Below are 15,340 nucleotides of genomic sequence, written 5' to 3'. Positions count from 1 at the left end.
TAACAATTAATAAAACAAACAATCATGATTAAAGCATTTGAAAATTTAGAGGTATGGTTTGTAACTGGTGCACAGCTTCTTTACGGAGGCGAAACAGTTAAGATAGTTGATGGTCACTCAAAGGACATGGTAGATGGTCTGAACAACAGTGGCATCATCCCAATCAAGGTAGTTTACAAGGGCACAGCTAACTCTTCTGCAGAAGTAGAGGCTGTCATGAAGGCTGCCAACAACGATGAGAAGTGCGTAGGTATCATCACATGGATGCACACCTTCTCTCCAGCTAAGATGTGGATTAAGGGCTTGCAGGCTCTCGAGAAGCCTCTCCTCCACTTCCACACTCAGTACAATGCAGAACTCCCTTGGGATTCTATCGATATGGATTTCATGAACCTCAACCAGTCAGCCCACGGCGACATCGAGTTCGGTCATATCTGCACCCGTATGCGCATCCCTAGAAAGGTAGTTGTAGGTTACTGGAAGAGCGAAGAGGCTCAGAAGCAGATTGCAACATGGGCTCGCGTAGCTGCAGGTGTTGCTGATGCTCACAACGTACGCTGCCTGATGTTCGGTATGAACATGAACAACGTTGCCGTAACAGATGGCGACCGTGTAGAGTTCGAGCAGCGCTTGGGTTACCATGTAGATTACTACCCAGTATCTTCACTCATGGAGTACTACAAGAAGGTAACTGATGCAGAAGCTGATGCTCTCGTTGAGGAGTACAAGAAGGAGTACACCATCAAGATTGATGAGTCTGGCGAGGAAGTATATTGGGAGAAGGTGAAGAACGCAGCTAAGGCTGAGATCGCTCTCCGTCGCGTATTGAAGGATGAGAACGCAGTAGCATTCACAACCAACTTCGATGACCTCGGCGATGCTGACATCGATGATCCAAACTTCTGCGGTTTCGACCAGATTCCTGGTTTGGCTTCACAGCGCCTGATGGCAGAAGGTTATGGTTTCGGTGCTGAGGGTGACTGGAAGACAGCTTGCCTCTACCGCACACTCTGGGTAATGAACCAGGGCTTGGAGAAGGGTTGCTCATTCCTCGAGGACTACACACTCAACTTCGCTGCCGACCGCACATCTAGCCTCCAGAGCCACATGCTCGAGGTTTGCCCATTGATCGCAACAGACAAGCCAAAGCTCGAGGTTCACTTCCTCGGCATCGGTATCCGCAAGCAGCAGACTGCCCGTTTGGTATTCACATCTAAGACAGGTAAGGGTGTTAAGGCAACTGTAGTTGACCTCGGCAACCGTTTCCGTCTCATCGCAAGTGAGGTAGAGTGCATCGAGCCAAAGGCAATGCCTAAGCTCCCTGTAGCTTCAGCTCTCTGGGTTCCACAGCCAACCTTCGAGATTGGTGCAGGTGCTTGGATCCTTGCTGGTGGTACTCACCACAGTGCATTCTCTTACGATATCACTGCTGAGTACTGGGAAGACTTCTGCGAGATTCTCGGTATTGAGTTCGTCAACATCGACAAGAACACAACAATCAGCAGCTTCAAGCAGCAGCTCCGCAACAACGAGATTTACTACATGCTCAACAAGGCATTGCGATAATTAAAGTAAAGAGTGAAGAACGAAGAGTGAAGAATTCCATTGCTTTTCTCTTTGTTCCTTATATTAAAGAAAGAATCAATAATGAGCGCAAAAACTATTATAGAATCCGGTAAGGCCATTCTCGGTATCGAGTTTGGCTCTACCCGAATCAAGGCTGTCTTGATCGACACCGACAACAACCCTATCGCACAGGGTAGCTTTGAGTGGGAAAACCAGTTGGTTGATGGTCTCTGGACTTACAGCATCGACACAATCTGGAAAGGTTTGCAGGATTGTTATGCCGACCTCCGCAAGAACGTGGAGGCTGAGTACGACTGCGAAATCAAGCAGTTGGCTGCCATCGGTATTTCTGCGATGATGCATGGCTATATGGCTTTCGGTAAGGATGAGAACATTCTCGTTCCTTTCCGCACCTGGCGTAACACCAATACAGCCAAGGCTGCAGCTGAACTTTCAGAGCTCTTCCACTTCAACATCCCATTGCGTTGGAGTATCTCTCACGTATATCAGGCTATCCTGAATGGTGAGGACCACATCAACAAGATTGACTTCCTTACAACTCTCGCCGGTTATATCCACTGGCAGCTCACAGGCAAGAAGGTTTTGGGCGTAGGCGATGCATCAGGTATGCTCCCTATCGACTCTAACACCAACAACTACGATGCAGAGATGGTAGCTAAGTTCGATAAGCTCATCGAGCCTAAGAACCTGGGCTGGAAGATTCTCGACATTCTCCCTGAGGTACTGAACGCAGGCGAAGATGCTGGCGTATTGACCGAGGAAGGTGCAAAGAAGCTCGACCCATCAGGCACACTCCAGGCAGGCACCCCACTCTGTCCTCCAGAAGGTGATGCAGGTACTGGTATGGTAGCTACCAACGCTGTACGTCAGCGCACAGGTAACGTCAGTGCAGGTACATCTTCTTTCTCCATGATTGTATTGGAGAAAGCCTTGAGCCAACCTTACGAAGTCATTGATATGGTGACTACTCCAGACGGAAGCCCTGTAGCAATGGTTCACTGCAACAACTGTACTTCCGACCTCAATGCATGGGTAGGTTTGTTCAAGCAATATCAGGAGTTGCTCGGTGTACCTGTGGATATGAACGAGATATTCGGCAAACTCTACAACCACGCTCTCGAAGGCGATGCTGATTGCGGTGGTTTGATTGCTTACAACTATATCTCTGGTGAGCCTGTAACCGGTTTGGCAGAAGGTCGCCCAATGTTCGTACGTTCAGCCAACGACCACTTTAACCTCGCCAACTTCATGCGTGCCAACCTCTATGCTTCAGTAGCTGTATTGAAGATTGGTAACGATGTATTGTTCAAGGACGAGAAGGTACAGGTAGACCGCATCACCGGTCATGGCGGTTTGTTCAAGACCAAGGGTGTAGGTCAGCGCATCCTCGCTGCAGCCATCAACTCCCCTATCTCTGTGATGGAGACAGCAGGCGAAGGTGGTGCATGGGGTATCGCCCTGCTCGCAGGTTATCTCGTTAACAACGATGAGAAGTTGAGCCTGGCAGATTATCTCGACAAGAAGGTATTTGCAGGCAATACTGGTGTAGAGATTGCACCTACTGCCGAAGATGTAGCCGGTTTTGATAAGTACATCGAAACTTACAAGGCTGGTCTTGCTATCGAAAAGGCAGCAGTTGAGAACAAAAAGTAAATAAACGATAAATACGTTTGTGGGGATTTCTCCTCCACAAACGTATTATACTTAAAATCGACAACAATTAATAAGAACAATGATGAAGAAACTTTTCGCTACCACATTGCTTTCAACAGCAGTTGCATTCTCAGCACAAGCTCAGGATGTAACAGGAACAATCCATGCCAACCAAGGAACACAGAAAATCAACAAAGAGATTTATGGCCAGTTTGCCGAGCATCTCGGAAGTTGTATCTATGGTGGTCTTTGGGTAGGTCCTGATTCTAAGATTCCTAACACTCAGGGTTACCGCAACGACGTGCTCCAAGCCCTCAAGGACCTGAAAGTGCCTGTATTAAGATGGCCTGGAGGATGCTTCGCTGACGAGTATCACTGGATGGATGGTATCGGTCCACGTGAAAAGCGACCAAAGATGCAGAACAACAACTGGGGTGGAACCATTGAGGACAACTCTTTCGGTACACACGAGTTTCTGAATCTCTGCGAGATGTTGGGTTGCGAGCCTTACATCAGCGGTAACGTGGGTTCCGGCACTGTTGAGGAATTGGCAAAGTGGGTGGAATATATGACCAGCGATGGAGATACTCCTATGGCAAAACTCCGCCGACAGAACGGCCGCGACAAGGCATGGAAGGTAAAATACCTCGGTGTTGGTAACGAAAGTTGGGGCTGCGGTGGCAACATGCGTCCTGAATATTATTCAGATCTTTTCCGCCGCTACTCTGTTTATTGCCGCAACTATGACGGGAACCAGCTCTATAAGATTGCATCTGGAGCGAGCGATTACGATTACAACTGGACTAAGGTATTGATGGACCGTATCGGCAACCGTGCCAACGCCATCTCTCTACATTATTATACAGTAACAGGTTGGACAGGCAGCAAGGGTTCTGCCACCAAGTTCAACAATGAGGATTACTACTGGACCATGGGCAAGGCGCTCGGCATAGAAGATGTCATCAAGAAGCACGAGGCTATCATGGACAAGGCTGATCCAAAGAAGCAGGTAGCCCTCCTCGTTGACGAATGGGGAACCTGGTGGGATGAGGAGCCTGGCACTATCAAGGGCCACCTCTATCAGCAGAACTGTATGCGCGATGCCTTCGTTGCAGCACTCTCGCTGAATGTATTCCACCGCCATACAGAGCGTGTGAAGATGACCAATATCGCACAGATTGTCAACGTACTCCAGTCAATGATCCTGACAGATACAAAGGGAACAGGTCACATGGTTCTGACTCCAACCTATCATGTATTCAACATGTACAAGGACTTCCAGGAGGCAACCTATCTCCCAATGGATGTAAAGTGCGACTCTATGGATGTTCGCGGCGATGATCACGCAAGAGATGGAAGAAAGATTCCATTGGTATCTACTTCAGCAGCCAAGAAGGCAGATGGAACCATTGTGGTTGCTCTTGCCAATGTCAGTCTTGACAAGGCTCAGCAGGTAGAGTTTAATCTGGATGGGGCAGCTGCTCCAAAAACTGTAACAGGACAGATTCTTTCCTGCAACAAGGTGAGCGATTACAACGACTTCGCACACCCGGATGTAGTGAAGCCTGCAGTTTTTAAGGATGCAAAAGTAAAGAAAAACACCCTTAAGGTAAAAATTCCTGCAAAATCTATCGTAGTTTTGAAAATAAAATAGTATCTTTGAAGGCGAAAAAAGGAAGTATCCTTCTTTTGAGTAGCCTTCAGAGCTAGAAAAACAAGAATATTTCAGCAGAAATAACAACAATAATTAATATAAAATTATGAACGACATTAAAGTAATGAATCATGCAGCTGATAACATCCGTATCTTGGCTGCTTCAATGGTAGAAAAGGCAAATTCCGGTCACCCAGGTGGTGCTATGGGTGGTTCTGACTTCATCAACGTACTCTTTGCTGAGTACCTGGTTTATGATCCAGCAGATCCAACATGGACAGGCCGCGACCGCTTCTTCCTCGACCCAGGTCACATGAGCCCTATGCTCTATGCAGGTTTGGCTATGCGCGGTTTCTTCTCTATGGAAGACCTCAAGCAGTTCCGCCAGTGGGGTTCTGTAACTCCTGGTCACCCAGAGCTCGACCTTCAGCGTGGTATCGAGAACTCATCTGGTCCTCTCGGTCAGGGTCATGCCCTCGCAGCTGGTGCAGCTGTTGCAGAGAAGTTCCTCGAAGCTCGTCTGGGTTCAACCATGATGCAGCACAAGATCTACGCATACATCTCTGATGGTGCTGTAGAAGAAGAGATTTCTCAGGGTGTTGGTCGTATCGCCGGTAACCTCGGACTGAACAACCTCATCATGTTCTACGATTCTAACGACATCCAGCTCTCTACTGAGTGTGGCGTTGTAATGAACGAGGATACAGAGATGAAGTACAAGGCTTGGGGCTGGAATGTCATCAAGATTAACGGTAACGACGTAGCTCAGATTCGTGAGGCGCTCGATGCTGCCCAGAAGGAGCAGGATCGCCCTACCCTCATCATCGGTAAGACCGTAATGGGTAAGGGTGCTCTCCGCGCAGACGGCACAAGCTACGAGGCTTGCATCAATACTCACGGCGCTCCTCTCGGTGGCGATGCTTACGTTAATACAATCAAGCACTTGGGTGGTGATCCTGAGAATGCATTCGTTATCTTCGACGATGTAAAAGAAATCTACGCTAAGCGTGCTGAGGAGTTGAAGAAGATCGTAGCTGAGCGCAAGGCTGCAGAGGCTGAGTGGCGCAAGGCTAACCCTGAGAAGGCTGCCCAGATGGATGAGTGGTTCAGCGGCAAGGCTCCTAAGGTAGACTGGAGCAAGGTTGAGCAGAAGGCTGGTTCAGCTACACGTGCAGCATCTGCTGCTTGTCTCGGTGTTTTGGCAGAGCAGGTTCCTAACATGATCTGTGCTTCTGCTGACCTTTCTAACTCTGATAAGACTGATGGCTTCTTGAAGAAGACCAAGAGCATCGTTCGCGGTGACTTCTCTGGTGCTTTCTTCCAGGCTGGTGTTGCAGAGTTGACTATGGCTGATATGTGTATCGGTATGATGCTCCACGGTGGTGTGGTTGCAGCAATGGGTACATTCTTCGTATTCTCTGATTATATGAAGCCAGCTGTACGTATCGCAGCCCTGATGCAGGTTCCAGTGAAGTTCATCTGGACTCACGATGCATTCCGCGTTGGTGAGGATGGACCTACTCACGAGCCAGTTGAGCAGGAGGCACAGATTCGCCTCATGGAGAAGTTAAAGAACCACGCAGGTAAGGACAGCGTTCGCGTATTCCGTCCAGCTGATGCTGACGAAACTACAGTTTGCTGGAAGCTCGCTATGGAGAATGTTGAGACTCCTACAGCTTTGATCTTCTCTCGCCAGGGCATCGCCAAGTTGCCAGAGGGAACAGACTATGAGCAGGCTGCTAAGGGTGCTTACATCGTAGCAGGCAGCGACGAGAATCCAGACGTTATCTTGGTAGCTAGCGGTTCTGAGGTTTCTACATTGGAGGCTGGTTGCGATGCTTTGCGTGCCGACGGCATCAAGGTTCGCGTGGTAAGTGCTCCATCAGAGGGCTTGTTCCGCGGACAGAGCAAGGAATATCAGGAGAGCGTATTGCCAAAGAACGCTAAGATCTTCGGTATGACTGCCGGTCTTCCTGTAACACTCCAGGGTCTCGTAGGCGCTAATGGTAAGGTTTGGGGTATGGAGAGCTTCGGTTTCTCAGCTCCTTACAAGGTACTTGATGAGAAGCTCGGTTACACAGGCGAGAACGTTTACAAGCAGGTAAAGGCTTTCTTGGCTGAAGCTTAATTAGCATAAACTAAACAGGAGTTGGAAGCTGGAGTTGGAGATTTTGCCGGATGGCAGATTTCCATTTCCGGCATCCGACTCCTTTCACTCTTTTAATATTAACCTTGTGAAGGATAAGGGTTTACACCGGTTTCTTCACTTAAAAACTTAAGTATTATGGAAGTAAAGACAGTTGGTATTGCATGCGATCACGCAGGTTTTCCATTGAAGCAATTTGTATTGGAATATTTGGAAAAGAAGGGTTATCCTGTAAAGGATTATGGTACATACAGCGATGCGAGTGTAGACTATCCTGACTTCGGTCATGCTCTTGCTAAAGGCATTGAGAGCGGCGAAGTATATCCAGGCATCGGCATTTGCGGCAGCGGCGAAGGTATCGCCATGACATTGAATAAGCATCAGGGTGTACGTGCCGGATTGGCATGGTGCAAGGAGATTGCTCATTTGGTTCGTCAGCACAACGATGCCAACGTATTGGTACTTCCAGGTCGTTTCGTAGACAACAAGACCGCCGAGGCTATTCTCGACGAGTTCTTTGCCACAACATTCGAGGGTGGCCGTCACGAGCGTCGCGTCAAGAAGATTCCTGTTCAGCAGTAAAGTTCTGAATGGATAAAAAAGAATTAAGGCTGAGTCATCGCATGATGGCTCAGCCTATTTTTATGAAAGACGGACATACCAAGAAGATTTTTACGACACATGAACAACTTCAATAAATGCACACAAGCGTAAGATACAATCGCAGAATACGGAAGAAGTTGTCGGAAAAGACAGATGAAGTTGGCGGAAAAGATAGTATAGGTTATCGGAGAAGTTAACTCCGTAGGCCGCACAACAGCTGTTGTGCATGCGTAGACCAGCTGATATGCGCTCGCACAACACCTGTTGTGCATGCGTAGACCAGCTGATGGGCGCCTACAGCAAACCAACATTACTCGCTGATGTTTTTATCAATCATTTTGCCACAAAAAACACAGTCCTATTTGTTATCTTACCGGAACAACCCAATGTCAAAGAAACAAAAAAAAAGGGATGCCACACTAGATGACATCCCCCTATGAGAATCAAATACTTATTTGAAGCTTAAACTTTACTTGCTCTCAGCCTCAGCCTGCTTGGTTTCTGCTGCGTTAGGACCATAGTAGCCATAGTAAGCCTGGTAACGGGTGTAACCCCAGTTAGCCTGAGCCTTCTCTGGATCGAGCTGCTTAGCCTTGTCGAGAACCTTGATAGCCTCCTGGTAAACAACCTTGCGGCCGTTAGGATCCTGCAAGTTACCAGCCTTGCTGTTGTAGCAAGCACCCAGATAAGTAAGAACAACTACGTTATCCTCCTTTGCAGCAAGAGCCTGCTTCAAACACTTGATAGCGTTGTCTGCATCGTTCTTCTGGATATACATCATACCCTTGTTGGCAAGAGCTACGAAGTTGTTAGGGTTCTTTGCGATAGCATTGTCCAAAAGCTCAGCCTGCTCCTTCTCCATCTTCAATGAAGAGTACATAGAGTTCAAACCATCGAGAACAACCTCATTGGTCTCGTCCTTTGCAAAGATATCCTTGAGCTTGTTAACATAGGCAAGAGAATCCTCGTGAGTCTTCAAGCCGTCCTTCATCACATAGAGCTTGAGGTTGAGGGCATCCTTAGCCTCCTTCTCACTCTTCATAGCGATGTCGCAATACTTCTCGCAACGGGCAGCATCCTTAGCCTGGTATGCATAACGGGCTGCAAAGAGAGCAACCTGACCGATATAGTCCTTCTCGCTATCCTTCTGCTTCTGGTCTACAGAAGCGAAGAGAGGCTCATTGTCTGTATCGAGGAATGCACCCCAATACTTCAATACCTCATCAGCCTTATTGTTCTGGGCTGCTGTCTGACCCGCATTAACGAGCTGAACACGAGCACCCCATACACGGCTAGCGTTGTTGTTAAACTTAGGAGCAACCTTACCCTTAGCGTTAGGAAGCTGGTCGTACTTGTAGCACTCAATGGCATTGATCAATGCATTGTAAGCGCCCTCAGACATAGCAGCCTCGTCAACCGGGTCGTTTTTCTTCATGATCTGATTGGTCTGCTGGATGCTCTGCTGGTCGTTGAACTGCTTCATAGCGAGATCAACGAGCTTGTTGTAAGCCTTGGCCTTCTCTGCATCGTTAGCCATCTGACCCAAATTCTGCTTAACCAAAGCCTCAGCCTCGGCATAAGACTTAGCCTTCATGACAGCCTTGAGAGCGTCACTGTCGCCTGCGAATGCTGATGTGGCACCTAGTACCATCATTGCAGCTACTAAAAACTTTTTCATTTTTCTTAATGAGTTTAAAAGTTGTTGTTATTTATTTTTTACGCGTCTTTTCTTTTATTCGAAATCTACGTTGCCCGAATCGGTATCCTCTGCTTCAGATGCTTCGTCAGCGAGATGAGCCTCAGCCTCGGCAGCCTCTTCGGCAGTCTTGGCACCTACGGTATCATTCTCTATCTCCTCGCTCTTCTTAGCCCAGGCAGAACGGCTCTCCTCTTCGACAGAAGCCTCGAGCTCAGAACTCATCACCTTGCATACGCTGGCAATGACATCATTCTTCTTGGCAAGGTTGATGAGGCGTACACCCTGGGTAGCACGGCCCATGACACGGCAATCGGCTACAGCAAGACGAATCACGATACCACTCTGATTGATAATCATGAGGTCGTTATCATCGGTTACGTTCTTGATAGCTACCAGTCGACCGGTCTTATCGGTAATATTCAGTGTCTTCACACCCTTACCGCCACGCTTGGTAACGCGGTAATCGAGTACATCAGAACGCTTACCATAACCCTGCTCGCTCACTACCATCACGGTTTCCTTCTCAGGATCGTTGACAACAATCATACCTACTACGGCATCATTACCCTCATCAAGGCGCATACCACGAACACCGGTAGACGTACGGCCCATTGTACGAATCTCGTTCTCGTCAAAACGGACAGCACGACCATTGCGGTTGGCAATAATCAGCTCGTTATGACCATTTGTCAGACGAACATCTACCACCTCATCGCCCTCTACGATGTTGATAGCAATCACACCGTTGGCACGTGGACGGGAATATGCCTCCAGACAGGTCTTCTTCACGGTACCGTTCTTGGTAGCGAAGACTACGTAATGGCTGTTGATGAACTCAGCGTCATTCAAGCCTTTGAGGCGGAGGAATGCATTCACCTGGTCATCGCTCTCGATGTTGAGGAGGTTCTGGATGGCACGGCCCTTAGAGTTGCGGTCGCCCTCAGGAATCTCGTAACACTTTAACCAGTAGCAGCGGCCCTTCTTGGTGAAGAACAGCATGGTCTGGTGCATGGTAGCAGGATAGATATACTCGGTGAAGTCCTTATCACGTGTACGGGCTCCCTTAGAACCTACTCCACCACGAGCCTGCTCACGGAACTCTGACAATGGGGTGCGCTTGATATATCCGAGATGACTCACGGTGATAACCACTGGGTCGTTTGGATAGAAGTCTTCTGGGTTGAACTCATGGTCATCTGGTTTGATCATGGTACGACGTGCATCACCATACTTTTCCTTCACCTCGTTGAGTTCGTCCTTCATTACCTTCTTGCAGAGCTCAGGATCGTTCAAGATCTGATTCAAGTAGTCGATAGTCGTCATTAACTCGTTGAATTCATTGTGCAACTGCTCCAGACGCAAGCCTGTCAACTGGCTGAGGCGCATATCCACGATGGCCTTACTCTGAAGTTCATCGAGTTCGAAGCGCTTCTCCAAGTTGCGCTGAGCATCAGATGGAGTCTTGCTGGCTCTGATAATATGTACCACCTCGTCGATGTTGTCGCAGGCAATGATCAAGCCCTCGAGAATATGAGCACGTTCCTGAGCCTTCTTCAGTTCGAACTGGGTGCGGCGGATCGTAACATCATGACGATGCTCTACGAAATACTTCACACACTCCTTCAAGCTCAAAAGACGTGGACGACCATTAACAAGAGCGATGCAATTCACTGAGAATGAACTCTGAAGAGCTGTCAGCTTAAAGAGTTTGTTCAGAAGAACATTAGCATTGGCATCACGCTTCACATCAACAACGATACGCATACCCTGACGGCCAGACTCATCGTTTACGTTAGCGATGCCATCTACTCTGCCTTCCTTGGCAAGGTCAGCAATAGCCATCACGAGCTGCTCCTTGTTAACACCATAAGGAATCTCGGTGATAACAATCTTATCATGGTTTTCACTACTTTCAATCTCGGCAGTGGCACGAACCACGATTCTGCCTCGACCCGTTTCGTATGCATCCTTCACACCCTGTATACCATAGATGGTAGCACCGGTTGGGAAGTCAGGAGCAGGGATATACTGCATCAATCCGTCGGTGTCGATGTCAGGATTATCGATATATGCACAGCAACCGTCAATTACCTCACCCAGGTTGTGGGTAGGTATATTGGTAGCCATACCTACTGCAATACCGTTACCACCATTTACCAGAAGATTAGGAATCTTGGTAGGCATCACGGTAGGTTCCTGCAGGGTATCATCGAAGTTGTTGGTCATATCAACCGTTTCCTTGTCAAGGTCATCCATGATATGCTCACCCATCTTGGAGAGGCGGCACTCTGTATAACGCATGGCAGCAGGAGAGTCACCGTCAACAGAACCGAAGTTACCCTGTCCGTCAATCAAGGTATAACGCATGTTCCACTCCTGTCCCATACGCACCAGAGCGCCGTAAACAGAAAAGTCACCGTGAGGGTGATACTTACCGAGCACCTCACCAACAACACGCGCACATTTCTTATAAGGTTTGTCACTGGTGTTTCCAATGCCGAGCATACCGTAAAGAATACGGCGGTGCACAGGCTTGAAACCATCGCGTACATCAGGGAGGGCACGAGCCACGATAACTGACATCGAATAATCGATGTAGCTCGACTTCATCTCCTCCTCAATGTTGATCTTCATGATTCTATCATGATCCATTGTCTGATTTTCGTCCATTTCTTATATTAATGTATTATTGTTTATTCGTTACTTTCAAAACGTCTGTTTTCCATCCGGAAATCGCGTTTAAGGGCATTTCCTTGCGTTCTAAGCCGTTTTACCCTTTTGAAATTCCCGACAAAGATACAAAAAAAAATGATACTAAAACGCTTTAGAGGCGAAAAATCGCATTATTTTAGCATTATTTGTATTTTAACAATGCAAAAAAGTTGGCATATCATTTGCTATTTTTGAAAATAATGTGTACTTTTGCACTGAGATATTTAAAAATATAAGCAAATATGATAAATCCGTTTTCACATATACAGGACATACTGAACAGAAGTAGCAAAGAAGCAGCACGCACCTTGGGAAGTGAAATCAGCGTGGAGCATCTGATGCTGAGTCTGATCAGCCAGAACGACAGCGATGTCAACAAGCTCCTGAAGGGCGCAGACATCAGTCCGATGGCTTTCAGCGGAGTCCTTAACAGCAAACTGGAAAAGCGTGTGGAAGAAACTCCTGCCGATAACGTGAAGGAGAATAGCCACATCCCATTCAGCCAGATAACAGACAGCATTATCAGAGACTCTATCCGCGAGGCAAACAACTACGAGCACTCCAAGATTGTAGAGCCAAGACATCTGCTGCTTGCCATCTTGAGAAATGACAAGAACCCTGTAGCCAACTGGCTGAGTCAACTGGGCTTAAGCTACGACCGTGCCATCGAAATGCTCTATCCTACTGACAAGGATGATGAGCAGAAGACAGAAGAGCCGAAGGATTTCAAAATGGAACCCCAAACACCAGATTCAGAAATCCCTGATGCTGACAGGCAGGAGGAAGCAGAGAACCTGGAGATGGCTGGTGGAATAGAAACAGAAGATGACTACAACGAGCAGAACGACATGATGGAAACTGACGAAGAGCCATTCGATATGGAAAAGGACCAGAACCCGATGAGACTGTCTACCCGTTCAAATGGAACTCCGCGCAAAAAGAGCAGCACCCCTACCATCGACAAATTCAGTTTCGACCTGACTAAGGCTGCAGCCGATGGAAAACTGGATCCTGTCGTGGGCAGAGAGAAGGAGATTCAGCGTGTGCTCGAGATTCTGGGTCGCAGAAAGAAGAACAACCCAGTATTAATAGGTGAACCGGGCGTAGGAAAGAGTGCCATCGTAGAAGGACTGGCACAGCTCATCAACAACCAGGAAACATCGCCTATGTTCTTCAACAAGCGTCTGATAAGTCTCGACCTGACTGCCATCGTTGCAGGAACCAAATTCCGCGGACAGTTTGAAGAGCGCATCAAGAATGTCATCAAGGAACTGGAGAACCATCCGGAAATCATCATCTTCATAGATGAGATTCATACCATGATAGGCGCCGGTTCCGGTGAAGGAAGCATGGATGCTGCCAACATTCTGAAACCAGCCCTGGCAAGAGGTGTCATCCAGTGTATCGGTGCCACCACGCTCGACGAGTATCGCAAGAGTATCGAGAAAGACGGAGCCCTGGAGCGCCGTTTCCAGAAGGTTATCGTTGAACCGACAACACGCGAAGAGACCCTGCTGATACTGCACAACATCAAGGAACATTACGAGAAGCATCACTGTGTGAGATATACAGACGAGGCTCTCGAGACATGTGTCAAACTGACAGAGCGCTATATCACCGACCGCCACTTCCCAGACAAGGCTATCGACGTGATAGATGAAGCCGGCTCGCGCGTACATATTAATAATGCAAGTGTTCCTGCTCCATATATCAAGCTGGAAAAAGAACTGAAAAAGATAATCAGCAAGAAGCAGCAGGCTGTAGCAAACCAGAACTTCGAGATGGCAGCCTCATGCAGAGATGCCCAGACCAAGATCGAGAAAGAGATTGAGGACATGAAGGCGCAATGGCAGCAGGGAGAGATTGGCGAATATGTTGAGGTGACAGCCGAAGACATTGCCAACGTTATCAGCATGATGACCGGCATACCGGCCCAACGTATGGCAGAGGGTGAAAGCAAACGTCTGAAAAATCTGGAACACAACCTGAAGCACAAGGTGATTGCTCAGGATAATGCCATCAACAAGATGGTAAAGACCATTCTGAGGAACCGTGTAGGCTTGCGCGACCCTAACCATCCTATTGGCGTATTCATGTTCCTGGGTCCTACAGGTGTAGGTAAGACCTATCTTGCCCAGAAACTTGCCGAGGAAATGTTTGGCTCGAAAGATTCACTCATCAGAATAGACATGAGCGAATTCTCCGAGAGTTTCAACACCTCACGTCTGGTAGGTGCACCTCCAGGATACGTAGGCTATAACGAAGGTGGACAGCTGACCGAAAAGGTACGCCGCAAACCATACAGCATCGTATTGCTCGACGAAATCGAGAAAGCCAACAGCAAGGTATTCAACCTGCTCTTACAGGTACTCGACGAAGGCAGACTTACCGATGGCAACGGCCGACTCATCGACTTCCGCAACACCATCATCATCATGACCTCTAATGCAGGAACCCGCCAGCTGAAAGATTTCGGCAGAGGCGTTGGCTTTACTTCTGCAGGTATAAAAGGCGGATTGGCGATGGATGAGAAAGACAAGGAGTATGCCCGCAGCATCGTCCAGAAGAGTCTGAGCAAGCAGTTTGCTCCAGAGTTCCTGAACCGCCTCGATGACATCATCACCTTCGACCAGTTGGATCTCAATGCCATCAAGCGCATCATCGACCTCGACCTGGAAGGACTGGTCAAGAGAATAGAAGAACTGGGATACCATTTCCAGATTACCGAAAAGGCAAAGGAGATGGTAGCTAAGAAGGGATACGATGTACAGTTTGGTGCCCGCCCACTCCGCCGCGCCATCCAGACCTACATCGAAGATTCCGTTTGCGAGATGTTACTAGATGGCACAATGAAGCCAGGCGACACCATCTCGGTAGGCAAAAATTCGAAAAAAGAAGAATTGACATTCAAGAAACTATAATCTGAAGAGGGACTATCCACTGGCGATAGTCCCTCTTTTATTATGAACCCGGTATAGCAACCAACGAACTTTAGTTAATAAGAGTTAACCACGAGAAAAGTTTAGGCAATAATTTCTTATTTCAAAAAATATTCATTACCTTTGCATCTGCTTTAGGGCAAAAAGCCATGATGGCTCAGTTGGTAGAGCAACGCATTCGTAATGCGTGGGTCGCGGGTTCGAGTCCCGCTCGTGGCTCTTTCTTGTGAAAGGAGTTAGTATTTTCCTTCGCGAGATTAGCACATCGGTAGTGCACGGGCTTCCCAAGCCTGTGAGGCGGGTTCGACTCCCGTATCTCGCTCAGAACATCAGCAAACCCAGGGTTC

8 protein-coding genes and 2 tRNA genes are annotated in these 15,340 nt (G+C 48.0%); 8 read left to right on the top strand and 2 right to left on the bottom strand.

Annotated features, from left to right (window positions below; translation table 11 throughout):
* Positions 1-24: 24 nt before the first annotated feature.
* The 5 genes from araA to rpiB all read left to right on the top strand — a co-directional run bounded on the left by araA (position 25) and on the right by rpiB (position 7,622).
* Positions 25-1,566 carry an L-arabinose isomerase gene (gene araA / locus ONT19_RS03390; protein WP_117693122.1) on the top strand — a complete coding sequence of 514 codons (1,542 nt, stop codon included), beginning with the start codon at positions 25-27 and terminating at the stop codon, positions 1,564-1,566.
* 81 nt (positions 1,567-1,647) lie between these two features.
* On the top strand, positions 1,648-3,240 hold the full coding sequence (locus tag ONT19_RS03385) for a xylulokinase (RefSeq protein ID WP_264952292.1): 1,593 nt from the start codon (positions 1,648-1,650) through the stop codon (positions 3,238-3,240).
* Between the two features lie 79 nt (positions 3,241-3,319).
* Entirely contained in the window at positions 3,320-4,894 is a 1,575-nt protein-coding gene (locus ONT19_RS03380) for an alpha-N-arabinofuranosidase (RefSeq protein ID WP_006846781.1), read from the top strand.
* Between the two features lie 106 nt (positions 4,895-5,000).
* Positions 5,001-7,022 (top strand): transketolase family protein, encoded by a 2,022-nt coding sequence (locus ONT19_RS03375; protein WP_264952293.1) that lies wholly within the window; start codon positions 5,001-5,003, stop codon positions 7,020-7,022.
* 156 nt (positions 7,023-7,178) lie between these two features.
* Positions 7,179-7,622, top strand: a complete 444-nt coding sequence (gene rpiB / locus ONT19_RS03370; protein ID WP_006846783.1) for a ribose 5-phosphate isomerase B — start codon at positions 7,179-7,181, stop codon at positions 7,620-7,622.
* Between the two features lie 490 nt (positions 7,623-8,112).
* On the opposite strand, the gene ONT19_RS03365 is transcribed toward rpiB, so the two are convergent.
* Positions 8,113-9,321, bottom strand: coding sequence for a hypothetical protein (locus ONT19_RS03365; RefSeq protein ID WP_118065550.1), 1,209 nt, complete (start codon positions 9,319-9,321; stop codon positions 8,113-8,115).
* 54 nt (positions 9,322-9,375) lie between these two features.
* Positions 9,376-12,012: a DNA gyrase subunit A gene (gyrA, locus tag ONT19_RS03360; protein WP_264952294.1), complete on the bottom strand. Its 2,637-nt coding sequence runs from the start codon at positions 12,010-12,012 to the stop codon at positions 9,376-9,378.
* A gap of 284 nt (positions 12,013-12,296) precedes the next feature.
* Here gyrA and ONT19_RS03355 point away from each other — a divergent pair, with 284 nt between their 5' ends.
* From ONT19_RS03355 to ONT19_RS03345, 3 genes are all read left to right on the top strand, one after another.
* Positions 12,297-14,975, top strand: a complete 2,679-nt coding sequence (locus tag ONT19_RS03355) for an ATP-dependent Clp protease ATP-binding subunit (RefSeq protein ID WP_264952295.1) — start codon at positions 12,297-12,299, stop codon at positions 14,973-14,975.
* 164 nt (positions 14,976-15,139) lie between these two features.
* Positions 15,140-15,212 (top strand) — tRNA-Thr (locus ONT19_RS03350).
* Positions 15,213-15,244: 32 nt separating this feature from the next.
* A tRNA-Gly gene (locus ONT19_RS03345) sits at positions 15,245-15,315 on the top strand.
* The last annotated feature ends 25 nt before the right edge of the window (positions 15,316-15,340 follow it).

The organism is Segatella copri (assembly GCF_026015625.1).
GTDB classification, from domain to species: Bacteria; Bacteroidota; Bacteroidia; order Bacteroidales; family Bacteroidaceae; genus Prevotella; species Prevotella copri_H.
Note: the sequence above shows the minus strand (reverse complement) of the source record. Positions and strands in the feature narration are given on the sequence as shown.